Source organism: Elizabethkingia occulta, from assembly GCF_002023715.1.
GTDB classification, from domain to species: domain Bacteria; phylum Bacteroidota; class Bacteroidia; order Flavobacteriales; family Weeksellaceae; genus Elizabethkingia; species Elizabethkingia occulta.
The window spans coordinates 92,695-111,794 of record NZ_MAHX01000007.1; the positions used below are offsets into that span (position 1 = coordinate 92,695).

General features: G+C 35.8%; 20 protein-coding genes. 18 read left to right on the forward strand and 2 right to left on the reverse strand.

Annotated features, from left to right (window positions below; genetic code table 11):
- Positions 1-2: 2 nt before the first annotated feature.
- The 5 genes from BAZ10_RS05185 to BAZ10_RS05205 all read left to right on the forward strand — a co-directional run bounded on the left by BAZ10_RS05185 (position 3) and on the right by BAZ10_RS05205 (position 4,870).
- Positions 3-1,766: an AMP-dependent synthetase/ligase gene (locus BAZ10_RS05185; RefSeq protein ID WP_078771157.1), complete on the forward strand. Its 1,764-nt coding sequence runs from the start codon at positions 3-5 to the stop codon at positions 1,764-1,766.
- A gap of 12 nt (positions 1,767-1,778) precedes the next feature.
- Positions 1,779-2,834: a diphosphomevalonate/mevalonate 3,5-bisphosphate decarboxylase family protein gene (locus BAZ10_RS05190; protein WP_078771158.1), complete on the forward strand. Its 1,056-nt coding sequence runs from the start codon at positions 1,779-1,781 to the stop codon at positions 2,832-2,834.
- 12 nt (positions 2,835-2,846) lie between these two features.
- Positions 2,847-3,719 (forward strand): GOB family subclass B3 metallo-beta-lactamase, encoded by an 873-nt coding sequence (blaGOB, locus tag BAZ10_RS05195; RefSeq protein ID WP_078771159.1) that lies wholly within the window; start codon positions 2,847-2,849, stop codon positions 3,717-3,719.
- A gap of 1 nt (position 3,720) precedes the next feature.
- Positions 3,721-4,218, forward strand: coding sequence for a DUF2867 domain-containing protein (locus tag BAZ10_RS05200; protein ID WP_078771291.1), 498 nt, complete (start codon positions 3,721-3,723; stop codon positions 4,216-4,218).
- Positions 4,219-4,405: 187 nt separating this feature from the next.
- A complete protein-coding gene (locus BAZ10_RS05205; protein ID WP_245803759.1) occupies positions 4,406-4,870 on the forward strand; it encodes an ABC transporter in 465 nt (154 codons plus the stop codon).
- An 89-nt stretch (positions 4,871-4,959) separates the two neighbouring features.
- Here the strand turns inward: BAZ10_RS05205 and endOF1 are convergent, their stop codons facing one another.
- Positions 4,960-5,979 (reverse strand): endo-beta-N-acetylglucosaminidase F1, encoded by a 1,020-nt coding sequence (gene endOF1, locus BAZ10_RS05210; protein ID WP_078771160.1) that lies wholly within the window; start codon positions 5,977-5,979, stop codon positions 4,960-4,962.
- Between the two features lie 240 nt (positions 5,980-6,219).
- On the opposite strand from endOF1, the gene gloA2 reads away from it, so the two are divergent.
- Genes gloA2 through rluF form a run of 5 tightly spaced genes read left to right on the forward strand, consistent with a single transcriptional unit; the run spans position 6,220 to position 9,548 of the window.
- The gene (gene gloA2, locus BAZ10_RS05215) at positions 6,220-6,597 is read left to right on the forward strand and encodes an SMU1112c/YaeR family gloxylase I-like metalloprotein (protein WP_078771161.1); all 378 of its coding nucleotides are present in this window, start codon (positions 6,220-6,222) and stop codon (positions 6,595-6,597) included.
- A gap of 46 nt (positions 6,598-6,643) precedes the next feature.
- The gene (locus BAZ10_RS05220; RefSeq protein WP_078771162.1) at positions 6,644-7,180 is read left to right on the forward strand and encodes a DUF1543 domain-containing protein; all 537 of its coding nucleotides are present in this window, start codon (positions 6,644-6,646) and stop codon (positions 7,178-7,180) included.
- A gap of 4 nt (positions 7,181-7,184) precedes the next feature.
- Positions 7,185-7,652, forward strand: a complete 468-nt coding sequence (locus BAZ10_RS05225) for a nuclear transport factor 2 family protein (protein ID WP_078771163.1) — start codon at positions 7,185-7,187, stop codon at positions 7,650-7,652.
- Positions 7,653-7,698: 46 nt separating this feature from the next.
- Positions 7,699-8,808 carry a 5-(carboxyamino)imidazole ribonucleotide synthase gene (locus tag BAZ10_RS05230; RefSeq protein WP_078771164.1) on the forward strand — a complete coding sequence of 370 codons (1,110 nt, stop codon included), beginning with the start codon at positions 7,699-7,701 and terminating at the stop codon, positions 8,806-8,808.
- Positions 8,809-8,825: 17 nt separating this feature from the next.
- Entirely contained in the window at positions 8,826-9,548 is a 723-nt protein-coding gene (gene rluF, locus BAZ10_RS05235; RefSeq protein WP_078771165.1) for a 23S rRNA pseudouridine(2604) synthase RluF, read from the forward strand.
- 137 nt (positions 9,549-9,685) lie between these two features.
- Here the strand turns inward: rluF and BAZ10_RS05240 are convergent, their stop codons facing one another.
- Complete coding sequence (locus BAZ10_RS05240; RefSeq protein WP_078771166.1) at positions 9,686-10,585, reverse strand: DMT family transporter; 900 nt, start codon at positions 10,583-10,585, stop codon at positions 9,686-9,688.
- A 173-nt stretch (positions 10,586-10,758) separates the two neighbouring features.
- Here BAZ10_RS05240 and BAZ10_RS05245 point away from each other — a divergent pair, with 173 nt between their 5' ends.
- From BAZ10_RS05245 to BAZ10_RS05280, 8 genes are all read left to right on the forward strand, one after another.
- Positions 10,759-11,808, forward strand: a complete 1,050-nt coding sequence (locus BAZ10_RS05245) for a DUF6630 family protein (protein ID WP_245803760.1) — start codon at positions 10,759-10,761, stop codon at positions 11,806-11,808.
- A 47-nt stretch (positions 11,809-11,855) separates the two neighbouring features.
- The gene (gene purE / locus BAZ10_RS05250; RefSeq protein WP_078771168.1) at positions 11,856-12,359 is read left to right on the forward strand and encodes a 5-(carboxyamino)imidazole ribonucleotide mutase; all 504 of its coding nucleotides are present in this window, start codon (positions 11,856-11,858) and stop codon (positions 12,357-12,359) included.
- A gap of 83 nt (positions 12,360-12,442) precedes the next feature.
- Complete coding sequence (locus tag BAZ10_RS05255) at positions 12,443-12,811, forward strand: DUF4377 domain-containing protein (protein WP_078771169.1); 369 nt, start codon at positions 12,443-12,445, stop codon at positions 12,809-12,811.
- Positions 12,812-12,925: 114 nt separating this feature from the next.
- Positions 12,926-14,257 carry a hydroxymethylglutaryl-CoA synthase family protein gene (locus tag BAZ10_RS05260; protein ID WP_078771170.1) on the forward strand — a complete coding sequence of 444 codons (1,332 nt, stop codon included), beginning with the start codon at positions 12,926-12,928 and terminating at the stop codon, positions 14,255-14,257.
- Between the two features lie 137 nt (positions 14,258-14,394).
- A complete protein-coding gene (locus BAZ10_RS05265; protein WP_078771171.1) occupies positions 14,395-17,244 on the forward strand; it encodes a M16 family metallopeptidase in 2,850 nt (949 codons plus the stop codon).
- A gap of 114 nt (positions 17,245-17,358) precedes the next feature.
- On the forward strand, positions 17,359-18,561 hold the full coding sequence (locus tag BAZ10_RS05270; RefSeq protein WP_078771172.1) for an acyltransferase family protein: 1,203 nt from the start codon (positions 17,359-17,361) through the stop codon (positions 18,559-18,561).
- 67 nt (positions 18,562-18,628) lie between these two features.
- Positions 18,629-18,853, forward strand: a complete 225-nt coding sequence (locus BAZ10_RS05275; RefSeq protein ID WP_059323901.1) for a hypothetical protein — start codon at positions 18,629-18,631, stop codon at positions 18,851-18,853.
- The gene (locus BAZ10_RS05280; RefSeq protein WP_245803761.1) at positions 18,835-19,059 is read left to right on the forward strand and encodes a type II toxin-antitoxin system RelE/ParE family toxin; all 225 of its coding nucleotides are present in this window, start codon (positions 18,835-18,837) and stop codon (positions 19,057-19,059) included. Before BAZ10_RS05275 ends, BAZ10_RS05280 begins: the two co-directional genes overlap by 19 nt.
- The last annotated feature ends 41 nt before the right edge of the window (positions 19,060-19,100 follow it).

A 19,100-nucleotide genomic window follows, 5' to 3' on the forward strand; every position in this document is an offset into this window, starting at 1 on the left:
GAATGAATTTAGCACAATCAATTATAACCCGAAACCTGGAAAAGCATGCGCTGAAAGCTGCTGTTGGTTTTAAAAAAGAAAACCAGTGGAAAGAACTGAGCTGGAAGAAATTTAGTGAAATGATCGCTAAAACAGCTAATGCACTTAAAGCAGCAGGGGTTCAGGAGAATGACAGAGTCGCTATTTATTCAGAAAACTCGGCTGAATGGATAATTTTTGATCTGGCTATATTATCTATAGGTGCTATTACTGTTCCCATTTATTCTACGAATAATGCGGAACAAGCCGAATATATTATCAACGATTCGCAGTCTAAAGTTATTCTGGCAGGTAATCAGGAACAATACAATGCTTGTTATGAGTTGTTACAACGAAATGATTATTTAAAAACGATTGTTGTTGCCAAGAATAAAGTAATCGGAAAAAAAGAGAATACTGTTTTTCTTCGTGAGTTTATTGCGGACCAGTCTTCTGTTTCTGAATTCTGTTCGAAAGAAGATGACGATACAGCTACACTTATTTATACTTCCGGGACAACAGGAATACCAAAAGGTGTAATGATTACACACGGGAATTTTCGCAAAGAATTTGATGCCCATTTTGAATTTTTCAAATTCAAAAACTTTGAAGACGAACTTTCATTGGCTTTTCTTCCTTTAACACACGTTTTTGAAAGAAGCTGGTCGCTTCTGAGTTTGTATGGAGGTGCAAAAGTTTATTTTCTGGAGGACCCTAAAAATATTGCCCATGCATTAACGGAGGTAAAACCGACGATGATGTGTACAGTTCCAAGGTTTTTCCAAAAAGTATACGCAGGTATTCATGATGTAGTAGAGAAAAGTTCTCCGACAAAGAAAAAAATCTTTAACTGGGCTGTAGGTGTTGGGAAACAATATGCAGAACTAAGAAGAACCGAAAAAGAAATTCCTTTTGGATTAAAAGCCAAATATGGACTGGCAGATCTTTTGGTATTCAGTAAAATGAAAGAAAAATTGGGCGGAAGATTATGGTTTACACCTTGTGGTGGAGCTTCTATTTCACCTGAGGTTACAGAATTTTTCGATGCCTTAGGACTTCATCTTACAGTAGGTTATGGCCTTACAGAGACTACGGCAACGCTTTCGCTTTTCCCTTTTACAAAATACAAATACGGAAGCTGCGGTAAAATATTACCGGGAGTAGAGATAAGAATTGGAGCTGAAAGCGAGATACAAGCCAGAGGAAGCGGTATCATGAAAGGCTACTTCAACAAACCTGAAGAAACAAAAGCTGTCTTTACAGAAGATGGATGGTTTAAAACAGGTGATGCTGGAAATATCGATGACCAGGGAAATCTTACGATTACAGAAAGAATAAAAGATTTATTAAAAACATCTAACGGAAAGTATATAGCACCTCAGCAGGTAGAAAATATACTATCCAATAACAATTATATCCAGCAGGTAATGGTAATTGCAGAAGGAAGACAGTTTGTTTCTGCTTTAATTGTACCAAATTTCGAATTCCTGAAGGGAGAGCTAAGTAAAATGAATATTCCTTTTACCGACTGGAGTGAGATTGTAAAAAATGAAGAGATCAATAAGCTGTACAAAGCTAAAATAGAAGAATTTCAGACTTCTTTGGCGTCATTTGAAAAAGTAAAGAAATTTACGCTGATGCCGGCAGAATTTGAAATCGGAAGTGGTGAGATAACACCAACGTTAAAGATTAAAAGAAAGGTCGTCTCAGAGAAATATAAAGACCTTATCGAACAGATGTACAGCTAAAATGAAGTAATTATGGAAAAAGAATTTTTAGGAAATACAAATTTTAATATCAGTAGTCAGACTGTTACAGAAAGCTGCCCTTCTAATATAGCATTGATTAAATACTGGGGGAAATATGAAAATCAGATTCCTGCTAATCCTAGTATCAGTTATACACTTAATCACTGCAGAACAAATACTACAATGGAATTTTCGGCAGGAGAGGAATTTTCTGTACAAACATTTTTGGCCGGAAATGAAGAGCAAAAGTTTGCAGAGAAAATTGAAAAATACTTTAAAAATATTGAACAGTATTTACCATGGATTCTGAAAGGTAAATATGTAATCAGAACCGAGAATACTTTCCCACATAGTTCAGGTATTGCAAGTTCAGCTTCAGGATTTGGAGCGATAGCAAAATGTCTAATGCAGCTGGATGCAGCTTTTTCAGGAAGTATATCGGAAGAAGTATCACTGGAAAAAGCCTCGTTTTTGGCAAGACTGGGAAGCGGAAGTGCATGCCGTAGTCTGTACAATGGACTCGTGGTATGGGGAAATACAAAAGAAGTAGAAGGAAGTTCGGATTTGTATGCGGTACAATATCCAAACGATGAAATTCACCCTGTTTTCAAAAACTTCAATGACTGGGTATTATTAATCCACGAAGGAGAGAAAAGTGTTTCTTCCACAGTAGGACATGGACTAATGAAAACAAATCCATATGCTGAAAGACGTTTTCAGGAAGCACATGAAAACTTTGCTACGCTTAAGGATATTCTGAAAACCGGAGATCTGGAAGGTTTTATAAAACTTACCGAGCACGAAGCGCTTACGCTTCATGCATTGATGATGATGAGTGATCCTGCTTTTATATTAATGAAAACCGGAACTCTGGAAGTTATCAATAAAATATGGGAATTCCGCAGAATTACAGGACTACCATTATTTTTCACACTGGATGCAGGAGCTAATGTTCATTTGCTGTTCCCGAACGATATTGAAAGTGATAAAATAAAAATATTTATAAAGCAGGAGCTTTTACCGTTTACTCAGAATGGAGGAGTGGTGAAAGATGAAATGCGCTTCTAAAATTGTTGTCCAATGAAAAGAATAACGACTTTACTTTTTCTGTTAGTATGTTTTGGCTGGAATGCTCAGACTGTTAAAGAACCTGAAAATACACCAAAAGAATGGTCTCAAAATTATGAACCATTCAGGATAGCAGGTAACCTGTATTACGTAGGAACTTATGATTTGGCTTCTTACCTAATCGTTACAGATAAAGGAAATATTCTGATCAATACAGGACTAGCAGGCTCTCTTTCTACAATAAAAGAGAACATTGCTAAATTAGGATTCAATTATAAAGATATCAAGATTCTGCTTCTCACACAGGCTCATTATGACCATACAGGTGCGTTAATGGATTTTAAAACAGAAACAGGTGCAAAATTTTATGCAGATGCCGCAGACGCAGATGTTCTGAGAACAGGCGGGCAGTCTGATTATGAAATGGGAAAATATGGTGCAACTTTTAAACCTATTATCCCGGATCGTACGTTAAAAAATCTGGATAAAATAAAATTAGGAAATACAACACTTACGATGCTCCATCATCCTGGACATACAAAAGGTTCCTGTAGTTTTGTATTTGATACAAACGATGGAAAAAGAAAATACAGAGTGCTTATAGCCAATATGCCCTCCATTATTGTTGATAATAAATTCTCTGAAGTTACAGCATATCCAAATATTCAGTCCGATTATGCTTATACCTTTAATGCGATGAAAAAACTGGATTTTGATATTTGGGTAGCATCGCATGCGAGCCAGTTCGATCTGCATGAAAAACGCAAAGAAGGAGAGCCGTACAACCCACAATTGTTTATGGATAAGCAAAACTATTTCCAAAACCTTAATAATCTGGAGAAAAGCTATCTTGATAAAATTAAAAAAGATTCACAAGATAAATAATATGAAAACTATACCTGCCTTTTCTGCATTAATCAAGCAAAAATTTGATTATACTGACGTTTATTTTCAAGAAGTGACAACGGAAAAGAATATTCGCCCGGAAGATTTAGGAAAAGCTTTCTTTACAAGCAATATTCCTTGGATTAAAAAACTTTTTACACTGCGCAATAAGTTGGTTGCAGTATTTGGATTGAAAGGATCTGATAAGAAAAGTAAAATTATGCAACAGGCGGAACAATCTGATTTTGCAGTTGGTGAAAGATTCGGATTGTTTAAAGTGCTGGATAAGAGAGAGAAAGAAATTATTCTGGGAGAAGATGATAAGCATCTGGATTTTAAAGTATCCTTGCTCTATGCTCAGCCAGAAAATAAAATCTACATTTCTACCGGTGTGCAATATCATAATTTTTTCGGGAGACTGTACTTTTTCTTTGTTAAGCCTTTCCACAGACTAGTGGTAAGATCCATGCTGAACTCTATGGCAGCAAGTTTTGCCTAAATTAATAAGACCTACTTATTTGTTATCTAATAAAATACCAGATAGGGAAAGAAGAAAAAAGCTTCTAATACAAAGAAGATGTTCACTAAAATTTAGATTTAATTTTATAAATCAAGGATCAGATAAAAAAGGAAGGAAAACACTTTTAGTACAAAGAAGACTTCTTCGCAAATTAAGGTTCAGCTGTATGAACCAGCTCCCGGAAAAAGCTGTATTTAGGAAAACAAATATTCAAATCTGGTTTGTTCTGATTGTGGCAGTAGTTGTTATTCCTGCTATACTAATGCTGGATAAACAAAGTCAGAAATATGTATTAACTATAAGGCTTTTTATGGCTGCTATTTTTGTTATTGGAGCCCTTATAAAACTGATTCTAGGTTATATATTTCCTGAATTGACATTGAGTGATAAAGGCGTGAAAATCTTCGGTAGAGAACTAATTGTCTGGAATGATATTAAGAGAATAAAAACCGCCGGGTTATATGCCGGAGATGCGCAGCTAATTATTATCAAGAAAAATAATAAAAGAATAACAGAGGACTTTAAGCGTCTTAATACAAATAGCTATAAGTTGGCATTGATAGTCCGCTCCTTTGTTAAGAAGTACAAAACAAGAGACGTTCTTTTGCCTCTAAATAATATTAAACAATAAAACCTGCCCGAAAGCTTACAGGATGAAACCAAAAAACATCCCATAGTTTTCAGGCAGGTTTGTTTTATTATAAACTACCGTTAGAACTTTTACCAGTCCTTAGAATATGGTGTATTGGTATATACCAGTTCATCCCCGTATAATTCTTTTGCGATAAGTTTAAGTGCAGGAAGCTGGCCTGAAGTAAAATTACTGCGGTTAGGATCCATTGCAAAAATCATATGACCTCCATAACCTTTTGTCACGATATTTCTCAACGCCTGAGCTGTTGCATATCTACCCTGGTTAAATTCCTGAGAAGACATTACCATGCCTGACTTTGAAAGCCCCGGATAGTTACTTGCCAAATCGTAGCTGCCACCATAATCATGAATAGCGTAGTCTACATAGCTGCCAGCATTTACACCATCAACAGCAGTAGGGAAAGAAGATGTTCTGCTGTAAACGTATACAGTTACCAACTTATTTGGCATAGCTTGTTTAGTTTCGTAAGCCAGGCGCGCAGCAGCATTGTTGGACGGTGTTACAAAGCCAGAAGGAGGTGGAGTCTGATATGCAGAATATTCATCATCGAAAAATACACCATCTAAGTTATACTGGTCGCATGTATTCTTAAGTTCCTGAGCGAATGCTTTTGCCCGTGCTGTTGAAAGGTTAGCGATGCCCGATCTGTCATGATTTCCTAATATACTCAATATAACTTTTATGCCTTTGTCCTGTAAAGGTTTTAGGTATTTTGCACGATTGGTTAATAGGTGTTGCACATTGGGATTATTGCTTACAAAAACTTTATCAGTAGCAGCATCGTAATTGATATTAGCAGAAAACAAAACAACCATATCCACCAATGGTTTTCCACTATTCTTTAATGTGAAATTCAGATTGTTAAGAGGATTGGTATCATTTACTTCTGTAAAACTGAATAATTTAATATTCGCTTTTGTTGTACCAGTTACCGCTGCTCTTACTGCAGCATTTGGTGAAATATTACTATTCTCAGAAGAGAGTGAATTGTCTCGTGCACACGATGTCCACACAAAAGGAAAAGTCAGGAATACTAAGATATTATTCTTCAGACTGGCCGAAAATTGGTTAATAAATTTTTTCATAGTGATATATTTTATGTTAATTTGGTTTTTATATTTTGACGGGTGTCATAATATTTATTCCCCTGTTTGGGAATTTTAATATAGATTTACAAGTGTTTCATGTAAAATTATAAATTAATCGTAATATTGAATATGAATCAGTGTTAATTTTTTAATTAAGTCAAATATTTGTTGAATTTGTAGTATATATGTAGGGCGTGGTTCCCGTAAATAACCAGAATTAATCATAAAAATTTAAAAATGCATATTCATCATATTGCTATTATCTGTTCGGACTATCAGATTTCCAAAAAATTTTATACAGACGTTTTAGGACTAAATATTATCCGGGAAGTTTACCGTGAAGAAAGAGAATCATATAAACTGGATCTTGCAATAGGAGATCACTATGTGATAGAATTATTTTCTTTTCCCGATCCACCTAAGCGTCCGTCCAGACCAGAAGCCTGTGGTTTGCGGCATCTGGCCTTTGCGGTAGAAGATATAAACTCCAAAAGAGAGGAATTAATAAAAAAAGGATTGGTATGCGAAGACATCCGGATTGATGAATTTACCAGTAAAGAATTCTTTTTCACACAGGATCCGGATCAGCTACCGTTAGAATTTTATCAAATCTGATTTTCAGGGAAGCAGAATATTTCACTATTTTTGCAAAGAAAGAGCTATGAAATTATTCTATGTAATCCTGGGTGCCACTCCTGAAGGAAGAAATATCGAACAGCACGATGTATTTTTTGGAATTGCAGAAACACTGGATGAGCTTATTCCTGAAATGAAGGAGTTCTGGAAAGAAGCTAAAATTCATATCGATTGTCATCAGGAAGTAAAATTTGCAGATGGTTACGAAGTGAAAATTGCGGAAAGAGGTACTCAGAAATCCGAAGACCAGTTATACTTTATTAACCTGGGAGGTTACAAGCCGGGTTTTTTTGAAGAGTTTCATGAGCAACACCTGATGGTAGGAACTTCGATGGGCGAAATTGTAAAAAGAGTGAAGCAAACCGAGTTCTATCAGCAAATGGGATTTGCAGGAGCTGTAAGCCATATCGATGACAAGCATGGTGTAGATATCGATGATATCTTTAATGTTAGCGATATTCTCCCAAAGAAAATGAAAGAAAAGTATAGCATTGTTCTGGAAAAAAGCAACGCTGAAGTTCAGGAAAATGAAATGCATTTAGGCTATTTTAAACTTAAGTAATATTATGCGCAGCAGCTTCATACTTATACTGGGACTAAGTTCTAATTTATTTTTCTCTCAGGTTTCAGAAACCGAAGCTGTGAAAGCCGGAATTAACAAACTCTTTACAGCGATGAAGAACTCCGATTCGGCAGGTATTAAATCAAGTTTCACCAAGCAGGCAATTTTACAGACTATAATGAAAAACGGAGAGGTAAAAACGGAAACAATTCCTGCATTTGCCGGAACCGTAGCAAAAGCTGTGAAAAATACACTGGAAGAAAGAATCACTTTTTCGGCCATTCACATTGATGGAAATTTGGCGTCTGTATGGACTCCTTATCAGTTTTATTTTCAAGGGAAATTCTCGCATTGTGGTGTAAACAGTTTTCAGATGATTAAAGAAAATGGAGACTGGAAAATACAGTATATTATAGATACCCGAAGAAAAGATGGCTGCATTCAGGATGGTAAAACTGAATCTGTAAAATAGGAATATCAATCGACTTATTATAAAAGTAAATCTAATAAAGTAAATAATGAAAATAGGAATTTTAGGAGGCGGACAGCTTGGAAGAATGTTGATCCAAAGTGCTCTGAAATATGATGACGAATTTTATACACTAGATCCGGCAGCCGATGCACCATGCCACAATATATCCTACTTTACACAAGGAAATTTCAATGATTATCAGACAGTCCTGGATTTTGGAAAAGATAAAGATGTTGTAACTATTGAAATCGAACATGTAAATGCTGATGCTCTGGAAACATTAGAAAGCCAGGGTGTAAAAGTTGTTCCTAATTCAAGAATTATTAAAATCATTCAGCAAAAAATTCTTCAGAAAGAATTTTACAAAGAAAATAACATCCCAAGCCCGGATTTTCAGACAGTACAAAGTAAATCGGAAATAAGCTTTCCTCTTCCTTTTGTACAAAAAATGAATACCGGCGGTTATGACGGAAAAGGAGTACAGGTAATCCGTACAGAAGATGATCTTCAAAAGCTGTGGGATGCTCCATCTGTATTGGAAAGTCTGGTAGATATCGATAAAGAGCTGGCAGTAATTGTAGCCAGAAATGAAGATGGTGAAACCAAAACTTTCCCGGTAACCGAAATGGTGGCAGATCCTAAACTTAATCTGCTGGATTTCAATATTTGTCCGACAACACTGACTGAGGATATACAAAACCAGATTTCGGCAATTACAGATAAATTTTTGGCAGCAATTAATTCTCCGGGATTATTTGCTATAGAATTATTTTTGGATAAAGAAGCTAAGGTTTGGGTAAACGAGACGGCTCCAAGGTTGCACAATTCCGGACACCAAAGTCAGGAAGGAAATGCTAACTCCCAGTTCGAGCAAATGTACAGAGTTGTAAAAAACTTGCCATTAGCAGATACAGATGCTGTTACCTTTAGTGGAATGCTAAATTTGGTAGGAGCAGAAGGCTTTTCCGGAAAAGTAGTATATGCAGGATTGGAGGAAGTACTGAGGTTACCTAAAACATATATACACCTGTATGGTAAAACTGAAACCAAACCAGGAAGAAAAATGGGGCATATTAACGTATTAGCTGAATCCCGTGAGGAACTGATGGAGAAGCTGGTGAAGATAAAAGAAATGGTGCAGGTAATTGCAGAATAATACAGAAAACTAAAGATTTGGAAAAAACACGTATCAATAAATACCTGTCAGAAGTAGGTTATTGCTCCAGGAGAGCAGCAGATAAGCTACTGGAAGAAGGCAGAATCACAATAAACGGAAAGCTTCCGGAGATGGGGACTAAGGTCTCGGATGAGGATGAAATCCTTGTGGATGGGGTTTCTATTCGCAAAACGGATGAAGAGCATGTTTATATAGCTTTCAATAAGCCTGTGGGTATTGTTTGTACAACCGATACTAAGCGTGAAAAGAATAATATTATTGATTATATCAACCATCCTAAACGTATTTTTCCGATCGGACGACTGGATAAGCCGAGTGAAGGATTGATCTTACTGACATCGGATGGTGATATTGTTAATAAAATCCTGAGGTCAAGAAATAATCACGGTAAAGAATATCTCGTAAGAGTAAATCAGCCAATAACACCTAAGTTTCTGGATAAAATGAGAAACGGAGTACCTATCCTGGATACGGTTACTAAGAAATGTGAAGTAGAGCAGATTGATAATTTTACATTTAGAATTGTTCTTACACAGGGACTTAATCGTCAGATTAGGAGAATGTGCGAGTTTCTGGGGTATGAAGTGAAAAAGCTGAAACGTATCCGTATTATGAATATCAGACTGGATTTACCGATTGGTAAATGGCGGGATCTAAGTATACAGGAATTGGCAGCACTCAATAACCTGCTGGAAGATTCACAAAAAACAACAGATTAATGATAAAAGAGCACTTGCGGAATTAGACGCAAGTGCTCTTTTTATTTTGCTCATACCGAATATATTAATATTACGAAGCAATTTATGTCCTGAAATCAAAAGAAATTAAATATAATTTGTGTCTTGGTGTTAATATATTATGCCAATCTGCGTTCAGATTTTGGTTTATAGTTCGTAATGAATACACCGCAGATAATAAGAAATGCTGCTATAATAAACTTAACAGAAATTTCTTCGTCCAAGAGTAACCATCCTAAAAATATAGCAATAATAGTATTGATATAAGCCAGTATGGAAACCTGTATCGGTGTGATTTTGGTGAGTGCATAGTGAAAAGCGAAAAAAGCAGTCACAGAACCAAAAACTGCAAGGTATATCATAGCCGATATACTTTTTAAGGTCCAGTTTCCAAAATTGTAATGGTCTGAAAATATAAAGGCCAGTATAATCTGCACAACTCCGGCAAAAGCAAATTGATAAAATAAGTTCAATGAGATATTACCGCTTTGTATATTCATTTTTTTAGTGAAAATCGTTCCTGATGCCCATCCTGAAATGGCACAAAACATGAGGATAATACCATTTCTGTAGCTTGGATTGGCCAGATCTTTTAATCCGTCCCAGAAAATGAAGATAATCCCAAAGAAACAAATCAGAATTCCTGTCATTGCCCGAAAACTGAACTTCTGTAATCCTACAGCCAAACTTCCCAGAAAAACCAAAATAGGGGCACAGGCACTAATCAGAGATGCAAGACTGCTTGTTACATTTTCCTCAGCAACTGTAGTTAGCCCATTAGCACCTACAAGCATTAGGGTAGAGAAAATAATCTGATATCTTAAATTTTTCCAGCCAATCCATTTCATTTCTTTCCGGAATATAAGAATTGTCCCCATTATAATTGCGGCCAGAAGCTGGCGTATGCCCGCTACAAACCATCCGGGAATGCTTTCCACTGCAACACGTATCCCCATAAAAGTAGTTCCCCAGACGATGGCCACCGTCAGAATAGCAAATAGTAATTTATAGTCTCTCAAAATGGATTGGAATAAAGTATTGCAAAGATATTATTAGTTTTTATATTTTAGCCTGTAGCAAGTAAATACAAGTGCTGAAAAGATAATTTAATATGTGGAACCCTTTTAGAAAAAAGAAAAAAATAAAACATAATAAATACAACTTTGACTTCAAAAGTTTTTATAAGCTTTTTATGTATCTGCAGGAAGAGAATAGTTATGTAGAAACACTGGTGGAAGGGCAGTATAAAGTCGCAGAAATGATCTGGTATGAAATTCCGAACTCTTATCGGGATAGTGAGACTGATCTGAATGTGTTAAAGAAAAATGGATTTTCTAATTTTTATGAATTACTGAATAAAGTTCATGAAAAAGCAGAGATTGGTCTTATAGATACAGAGGAATGGTTGAAAAAAGACGCACAATATAATCTTATGCAGTTCAATTTCCAGACTGATCCTTCTGAAGAAGAACGAAGCTATTTTAAAAGTGCACTCCACAAGTTCTATGTACTTTTCGTAATAGTAGGTGATGGAGAGGAAATAAATGCTTATCGTATTTTTTACAAGAGAGGTATGGATTATAGTATTGCAGGCTTACTCAACTCAATTGATATTGTTGATCTTAATAATCCGGATCCTGAAATAGAGCCAGCTGTAGCTGAACTTGAAAAAGTATTGGCAGCTATGTCTCAGGAAACCGCAGTAGAGATTAATAAAGGCATTACAGATAAATATCCGAACGCCAGAGTTTCCAGAGAAATTACATTGCAAGACTTTAAAGACGTTCTGGACTTAGCAAATTACTGGGAGATTGAAGATTTAGAAGAAAAGGCTCAATATCTGTATGAGCAGAATTATAGAGATAAAGATGAGCTGATTGCAGAACTGGAGGGAAAAGATGAAGATTGGGAGTATTATGATGATGGTTATTTCCCACTAAGGTTTGAGATTATTCATGAAGATAATTATTGGTACAGCGACTGGAAATTTGATCCGGAGGATATTGAAGGAATTATCGGAGCATTTTTGGATGAAAGATGGAATTTCAATTATCCTGAAGAAACATACAGCCACGATCTTTTTCCTTATATACAGAAAGCTTTGGCGGAAAGGGATCTTGAGCTAATGAATATGAATACTTTAGGAGATTCCTATGGCTTCTTTTTGGTGAAAAAAGAAAATGTTGCACCTCTGCTTAGTCTTTCTGCTAAAATGGCTTTAGGAATAGAGCAATTACAATAAGCTTTCCTTTCAATTTCATTATCTTTGACCATCTAAAAAAAGTAAACATGATCGGAATTATTATGGGAAGTCAGAGCGACTTACCAATTATGGAACAGGCAGCCAATTTTCTTAATGATTTAGGTATTCCATATGAACTGACTGTGGTTTCTGCACACAGAACACCAGAACGTATGTTCGAATATGCTAAGTCTGCAAAACAGAGAGGTCTGCAAGTAATTATTGCCGGAGCAGGAGGTGCAGCACACCTTCCGGGAATGGTGGCAAGCTGTACAACCCTTCCGGTAATCGGAGTTCCAATATTATCCAGTAATTCTATAGACGGATGGGATTCAGTATTGTCTATTCTGCAAATGCCGGGTGGTATTCCGGTAGCAACAGTTGCATTGAATGGAGCTTTAAATGCTGGTATTTTAGCCGCTAAAATAATAGGGAGCTCAGATGAGCAGATAGCAGAAAAATTACAGCAATATCAGGATACATTAAAAGATAAAGTTTTAGGAACTGTGGATGTGATTAAAGCACAGCATCCTAACCACTACGATCTTTAATTTTTGTCCTTTTTCGAAAAAAAATAATCCAAATTAGACTTTTTAGCACGGTTCTTGTCTTTAAGGCCGGAAATATAAATTCTATGAAAAAAATACTTGCAGTTAGTAAACTATTTGTGGCCGGATTAGGACTTTTTGTACTTCAGCAGTGTAACGTACAAAAGACAGCTAAAGAGAGCAATGCCGAAACATTTTTAATTGCTTCAAAACAAGTTGACTGTACTGGTGTAGGAAAGCAAAAATGCTATTTGGTAAAAGAAGGAGATGCTAAAATCTGGAGTTATATGTATCAGTCCGTTGAAGGATTTACTTATGAACCAGGATACGAATATGTATTGAAAGTGAAAAAAGAAAAAGTAGCTAATCCACCTGCGGATGCTTCTTCTATAAGATATATTCTGGAGAAAGTAGTTTCAAAAAAACAGAAAATATCAGAAGATTTACCTCAATAAACAGAAAAACAACATCAATAATTATGGCGTACTGTGTAAAATAGTACGCCATATTTTTTTCTTTTTAAACTCAACTCCCTAACTTCGTAGGGTTTTTTACAAAAACTAATATTTATGAGAGTTGGAGTTGAAGCGGCTTCTTATTATGTGCCGCACTTGTATTTGGAAATTAAAGATTTAGCAGAGAATAGAGGTATCGATCCCTTAAAATTAGAAAAAGGATTAGGACTTCATAAAATGGCTTTTCCGGATGTACATGAAGATGCTGCGACATTTGCTGCAGAAGCTTTGTTGAGGCTGATCAATGATTACAATATTAATCCGAAAGAAATCAGCAGAGTATATCTGGGAACAGAAAGTGCTCTGGATGCCGCAAAACCTACAGCGACTCTTGCTGTACAAATGGTAGAACAAGCTTTAGAAGAAGAATATGGAAGTCGCAGTTTCAAAAATTGTGATGTTTTAGATATGACTTTTGCTTGTATTGGTGGAGTAGATGCTTTGCAAAATGCTATTGATTTTGTAAGAGTAAATCCTGGTAAGAAAGCAGTTGTTATAGCATCAGACTATGCAAAATATGAATTGGCTTCAGGAGGTGAGTATACACAAGGAGGTGGAGCTGTAGCTTTATTAGTCTCTTCCAAACCAGATTTGCTGGAGATAGAAAATCACTGGGGAGTAGGTATGGAAAGTGTTTTCGACTTTTTCAAGCCAAGAAGACATTATAAGAAAGAAGAGCTGAATAATGCTCCGGAAAGTTTTCCTGATAAAATTGAAGTGTTCTCCGATGAACCTGTTTTCGACGGACAATATTCAAACGAATGTTTTAAAGACAGAATCCGTGAAGCTTACCAGCACTTTAAAGAAGAGAAAGGCATTTCCGGAAATGCATTTGCAGACTGGAGATTCCTGATATTCCATTTGCCTTACGCATTCCATGGTAAAAGAATTTTCAGTGAGATTTTTGCTATAGAAAACAATTTGCCTTACGCAACAAATGATGATTTGAAAGCTGTTGCCGGTAGTGATGCTTATAAGGCACTTGTAAATGAAAAAATAGAAACATCCCAGCGGGCTTCCTCAGAAATAGGAAACATGTATACTGCTTCAGTATTTATGGCGTTACTTTCTGCACTTCAGGTTTCTGCCAATGATGGTGAAGATCTTAGCGGAAAGAAAGTCGGTTTCTTTGCTTACGGAAGTGGTTCCAAGTCGAAAGTTTTCGAAGCCACTATAGGCACTAACTGGAAAAGTGTAGTTGGAAAGTGGAATCTGTTTGATCATCTTAAAGAACGTCAGGCCATTGATTTCCCTACTTATGAAAAGCTTCACCGCAAACAGGCTGAAAATTCTGTTGCAGCTGATAAAAAAGGATTTAAGCTGGATTATACAGAAACTGAAAATCCGGTTCTGAAAGGAGCTCGATATTATGAGTATAAAAAATAGTTAAAGAAACCGCAGTTTATCTGCGGTTTTTTTAATTTTAGTACAATTAACTTTATTTTAACTATATTGTTTTGAAGTAAATTTTATGTAATTAAAAAATATTAATACTTTTAGTTTTCAAATTAAAAGGTATTTATATGAAAAAAAATTTACTATCATTTGCTGTCATCTTTTTGGCGGGAGCAAATATTTTTGCCCAAAACATCCCGGTTGATCCTACTGTAAGGACAGGAACACTTCCGAACGGAATGAAGTATTATATTAAAAAGAATACTATGCCTGAGAAGAAAGTTGATTTCAGGCTGGCAATTAATGCCGGTTCTATTCTTGAAGATGAAAACCAAAGAGGTCTTGCTCACTTTATGGAGCATATGAACTTTAACGGGACCAAAAACTTCCCGGATAATAAGCTTGTAGATTTCTTACAGTCCATCGGTGTTAAATTTGGACAGCACCTTAATGCTTATACCAGTTTTGACGAGACCGTATATATGCTTCCTGTACCATTGGACAAGCCTGGAAATCTGGATTCTGGTTTAAAAGTAATGGAGGATTGGGCATTTAATGCAACACTTTCGGATGAACAAATAAACAAAGAAAGAGGTGTTGTATTAGAGGAGCTAAGACTAGGATTAGGAGCTGATAAGAGAATGATGGACAGATATCTTCCTAAAATGCTTTATAAATCCCAGTATGCAGAAAGACTACCGATTGGTAAAAAGGAAGTTCTGGAAAACTTTAAACCAGATGTAATCAGAAAGTTCCATAAAGACTGGTACAGACCAGATCTTATGGCAATAGTTGTCGTAGGAGATATTAATGTAGATGAGGTCGAGCAAAAGATTAAAACAAACTTTGGGAAATATCCGAATCCTAAAAATGTAAGAGAGAGAAAGTCTTTTGATCTTCCGAATCATGCGGAAACATTAGTGTCTATTGAAACAGATCCGGATGCTACAAGCTCCATGGTTCGATTTATTATAAAAGATAAAGAAACTTATAAGCCGGACGTTACTATAGAACAGTATAATCAAAGTCTGATTGAGAATATTGCAGCAGCTATGCTGAATAACAGACTAAGAGAACTTGTAAACTCCACCAATCCGCCGTTTACTTATGGTTCTGTCTATCATGGCGGAACATATGCAAGAAGTAAAGAAGCTTTTCAGGGATTCGCAATGACAAAAGAAGGTGGTCAGGTTAATGCATTGAAGGTTCTTTTAGAAGAAGTAGAAAGAGCAAAAAGATTTGGCTTTACTCAGTCCGAATTAGATCGGGCCAAAGCACAGACTTTATCCAATCTCGAAAGATCATATAATAACCGGGATAAAACAGAAAGTGGTATTCTGGTTGATGAATATGTTCGAAATTTCCTGGAGCAGGAACCTGTGCCGGGAATTGTATGGGAGTATGAGCACACTAAAAAAAGCCTGCCTTCTGTAACACTTGCTCAGACAAATGAAGTGATCAAAAAGCTGGTAAAAGACGACAGTCGTGTTATTGTAATTACCGGACCTAAAAAGGATAATATTACAATGCCTACAGAAGCTATGGTATTGAAAACTTTTGATGATGTAAAAGTTGCAGATCTTAAACCTTATGAGGAAAAAGCAACCATTAAAAACTTGGTAAAGCCATTCAAATCTGAAGGGAAAATTGCTAAAACGGATACAGATGCTAAGCTGGGAACAACTACATGGACACTAAGTAACGGTGCTAAAGTAACCTTTAAAAAGACAGATTTCAAAGATGACGAAATTGTATTTACAGCCAGAAGCTTAGGCGGAAGCTCTCTTATTCCGGATGCAGACTATAATAAAACCCAGTTTGCTTTTTCTGCATTATCAGAGGCGGGAGTAAATGGTCTGAATAAAACAGAATTGACCAATTACCTGGCGGGTAAACAAGTGAGCGTAAATCCTTTTATAAGTACTTATACCGAGGGAATTTCCGGAAGAACAACCCAAAAGGATCTGGGAGCTACGATGGAGCTTATTTATGCTTATTTTACAGGACTAAATTATAATCCGGCAGCATTCAATGCTTATAAAGAAAAGCAGTCTGCTATGCTAAATAATCTGCTGTCCAATCCTCAATTCTATTTCTCCAGTGAGCATGCTAAATTTATGAATCAGAAGAATCCTAGATTTATTGGTATAATTCCGATGGAAAAAGATTGGGCCAATACGGATTATAAGAAAGCTTATGATATTTATAAAGATAAGTTTTCAAACGCCGGGAATTTCCAATTCTATTTTGTGGGTAACATAGACGAGGCTAAGTTTAAAAATGAAATTTTACAATACATTGCAAGTCTACCTTCTGCAGGAAAATCAACAACATACAAAGATTCCGGTTACAGACAGATTACCGGAGACTATAATAAAGTCTACAAAAAAGGAAAAGATCCTAAAAGTTTAGTAACAATCTCTTATAATGGTGAAGCTCCTTATAGCGAAAAAGACGCATTGGCATTATCTGCATTAGGAGAAGTTGCAACAATAAAAGTAATTGAGAAATTGAGAGAAGATGAGAGTGGTATTTATGGTGGAGGAGCCAGAGGAGGAATGAGTAAAGTTCCTTACGGATCTTATAACTTCAGTATAAGCTTCCCTTGTGGACCGGAGAATGCTGAAAAGTTAACTAAAAGTGCTTTAACTGAACTTCAGAAAATTATTGACAACGGACCGGAGCAAAAAGATCTCGATAAATACAAGGAAGGAGAGTATAACGATGATAAAACAAATCTGAAAGACAATATGTACTGGATGAATGCTCTTACTAAAAACCAGTATGATGGCAGTGATAAATATGAAATTCTTGACTACCAGGAAAAAGTAAAAGCACTGACGACAAAAGATCTTCAGAATGTGGCTAAAAAGTATCTTACAAAAAGTAAAATTATTGCGATGCTAATGCCTGAAGATGGATGGCAGGAAAATGCAAAAAAGAAAGACGAAAAACCGGCAACGGCTAAACAGAATTAATCGATATAAAGAAACCGCAGTCTATCTGCGGTTTTTTATTTGTCTATACTGTAAAGTATTTAGCTATATTTGTTAGAATATAGAAATATTATAGTTAAATTTTATTACTTCTGAATGAAATCAGCCCGTTATTACTCCTTAGATGTATTTCGTGGTGCCACGGTCGCACTAATGATTTTAGTAAATAATCCCGGAACCTGGTCTGCTATATATCCACCTTTAGAACATGCTAAATGGCATGGTTGTACTCCTACAGATCTGGTCTTTCCGTTTTTTCTTTTTGCGGTAGGAAATGCGATGACTTTTGTAATACCAAAGTTTCAGCAGCAGGATAGTTCTGTTTTCTGGAAGAAAGTAATTAAAAGAACATTGTTAATCTTTGCTATAGGTCTGTTTCTTAATTGGTGCCCGTTTTTCAAATGGGATCATAACAGCCTAAGCTTTATGAGCTGGAAAAGTTCTGAAGAAAGTGGCGTCCGTATTATGGGAGTCTTACAAAGAATCGCAATAGCCTACTTCTTTGCCTCGGTTATTGCCTATTACTTCAAAGAGAAAATGGTTTTATGGATTAGTGGTGCATTGCTAGTTATTTACTGGTTGCTCACATCACTGTTGGGCGGAACAGATCCGTATAGTATAGAAGGCTTTATTGGTGTACCAATAGATCACAGTATACTGGGAGTTGCACATGAATATAAAGGAGAAGGAGTTCCTTTTGATCCTGAAGGTTTATTTAGTACCATTCCTGCAATTCCACAGGTTTTATTCGGTTACCTGGTTGGTAATTATATTCAGAAAAAGGGAAATATTCAGTGGTTTGGAAAAACTTTGAAAGAAAATAGTATCTACTCTATGTTGTCGGGGCTTTTTGTTCTGGGCATTATAGCGCTTTTTATTTCTTATGTATGGCAATTGGATTTTCCGTATAATAAGAAAATATGGAGCAGTTCTTATACTTTACTGACTACAGGGCTGGCTATAACAGTTCTGGGAGTGTTAATATGGTTTATAGAAATTCTTGAAATAAGAAATGGTCTGATGAAGTTCTTTGATGTATTTGGAAAAAATCCGTTATTTATCTATGTTATCAGTGGAGTAGTACCAAGGTTGTTCAGCCTTATCAGAATTGAAAATGGTTTGGATGATAAAGGAAAAATAAAATACTTATCCCCTTTGGGGTGGTTTCACAAACACATATGTGATCCAATATCCTATTCACCAGAATTTGGATCTTTTCTATATGCACTTATTTTTCTTGGATTCTGCTGGCTATTGGCCTATTGGTTGGATAAAAAGAAAATCTACATTAAAGTGTAAATATTGTGTTCGAATAATAATGTAATCAGGAAATTAAAATTTGTAAATTTGAAGTAAACTGATGGAAATGAATACAGCAGAGCTAAAAATTGACATAATAAATAAAATAACCAAACTTAAAGAAACTCGCATCATTGAAGAGATTCAAAAGATATTAGATTTTGAATTAGATCAGGGGGTTTTTCAGTTAAGTGAGGCGCAAAATAATAGAATTATTGAAGCTGCTCAAGATGTTTTTTTAACAGATGAGCAAGCAAATAAAGATATTGATGAATGGCTGCAAGGAAAATAATCTGGACACAAAAAGCCAATCTTGAACGAAAAGCTATTCTTGAATACTGGATTGAAAGAAATAAATCCAAAAAGTTTAGTATTAAACTAAACAAACTTATAATAAGCACTATAAAGCAGGTTGTTGAAACTTCTGGTATAGGACGTAAAACCGATCTGGAAAATGTTCGGGTGAAAATTATCCGCGATGACTTTCTTTTCTATTAATTCGATGAATACTATTTGAAAGTGTTAGCGCTATGGGATGG

Coding starts and splice junctions, on each gene's coding strand:
- BAZ10_RS05245 (WP_245803760.1), top strand. CDS start 10,759: ATGTATCTGCAGGAAGAGAATAGTTATGTAGAAACACTGGTGGAAGGG.
- BAZ10_RS05190 (WP_078771158.1), top strand. CDS start 1,779: ATGGAAAAAGAATTTTTAGGAAATACAAATTTTAATATCAGTAGTCAG.
- BAZ10_RS05280 (WP_245803761.1), top strand. CDS start 18,835: ATGGCTGCAAGGAAAATAATCTGGACACAAAAAGCCAATCTTGAACGA.
- gloA2 (WP_078771161.1), top strand. CDS start 6,220: ATGCATATTCATCATATTGCTATTATCTGTTCGGACTATCAGATTTCC.
- BAZ10_RS05220 (WP_078771162.1), top strand. CDS start 6,644: ATGAAATTATTCTATGTAATCCTGGGTGCCACTCCTGAAGGAAGAAAT.
- BAZ10_RS05260 (WP_078771170.1), top strand. CDS start 12,926: ATGAGAGTTGGAGTTGAAGCGGCTTCTTATTATGTGCCGCACTTGTAT.
- BAZ10_RS05200 (WP_078771291.1), top strand. CDS start 3,721: ATGAAAACTATACCTGCCTTTTCTGCATTAATCAAGCAAAAATTTGAT.
- BAZ10_RS05205 (WP_245803759.1), top strand. CDS start 4,406: ATGAACCAGCTCCCGGAAAAAGCTGTATTTAGGAAAACAAATATTCAA.
- blaGOB (WP_078771159.1), top strand. CDS start 2,847: ATGAAAAGAATAACGACTTTACTTTTTCTGTTAGTATGTTTTGGCTGG.
- endOF1 (WP_078771160.1), bottom strand. CDS start 5,979: ATGAAAAAATTTATTAACCAATTTTCGGCCAGTCTGAAGAATAATATC.
- BAZ10_RS05265 (WP_078771171.1), top strand. CDS start 14,395: ATGAAAAAAAATTTACTATCATTTGCTGTCATCTTTTTGGCGGGAGCA.
- BAZ10_RS05230 (WP_078771164.1), top strand. CDS start 7,699: ATGAAAATAGGAATTTTAGGAGGCGGACAGCTTGGAAGAATGTTGATC.
- BAZ10_RS05255 (WP_078771169.1), top strand. CDS start 12,443: ATGAAAAAAATACTTGCAGTTAGTAAACTATTTGTGGCCGGATTAGGA.
- BAZ10_RS05185 (WP_078771157.1), top strand. CDS start 3: ATGAATTTAGCACAATCAATTATAACCCGAAACCTGGAAAAGCATGCG.
- purE (WP_078771168.1), top strand. CDS start 11,856: ATGATCGGAATTATTATGGGAAGTCAGAGCGACTTACCAATTATGGAA.
- BAZ10_RS05270 (WP_078771172.1), top strand. CDS start 17,359: ATGAAATCAGCCCGTTATTACTCCTTAGATGTATTTCGTGGTGCCACG.
- BAZ10_RS05225 (WP_078771163.1), top strand. CDS start 7,185: ATGCGCAGCAGCTTCATACTTATACTGGGACTAAGTTCTAATTTATTT.
- BAZ10_RS05275 (WP_059323901.1), top strand. CDS start 18,629: ATGAATACAGCAGAGCTAAAAATTGACATAATAAATAAAATAACCAAA.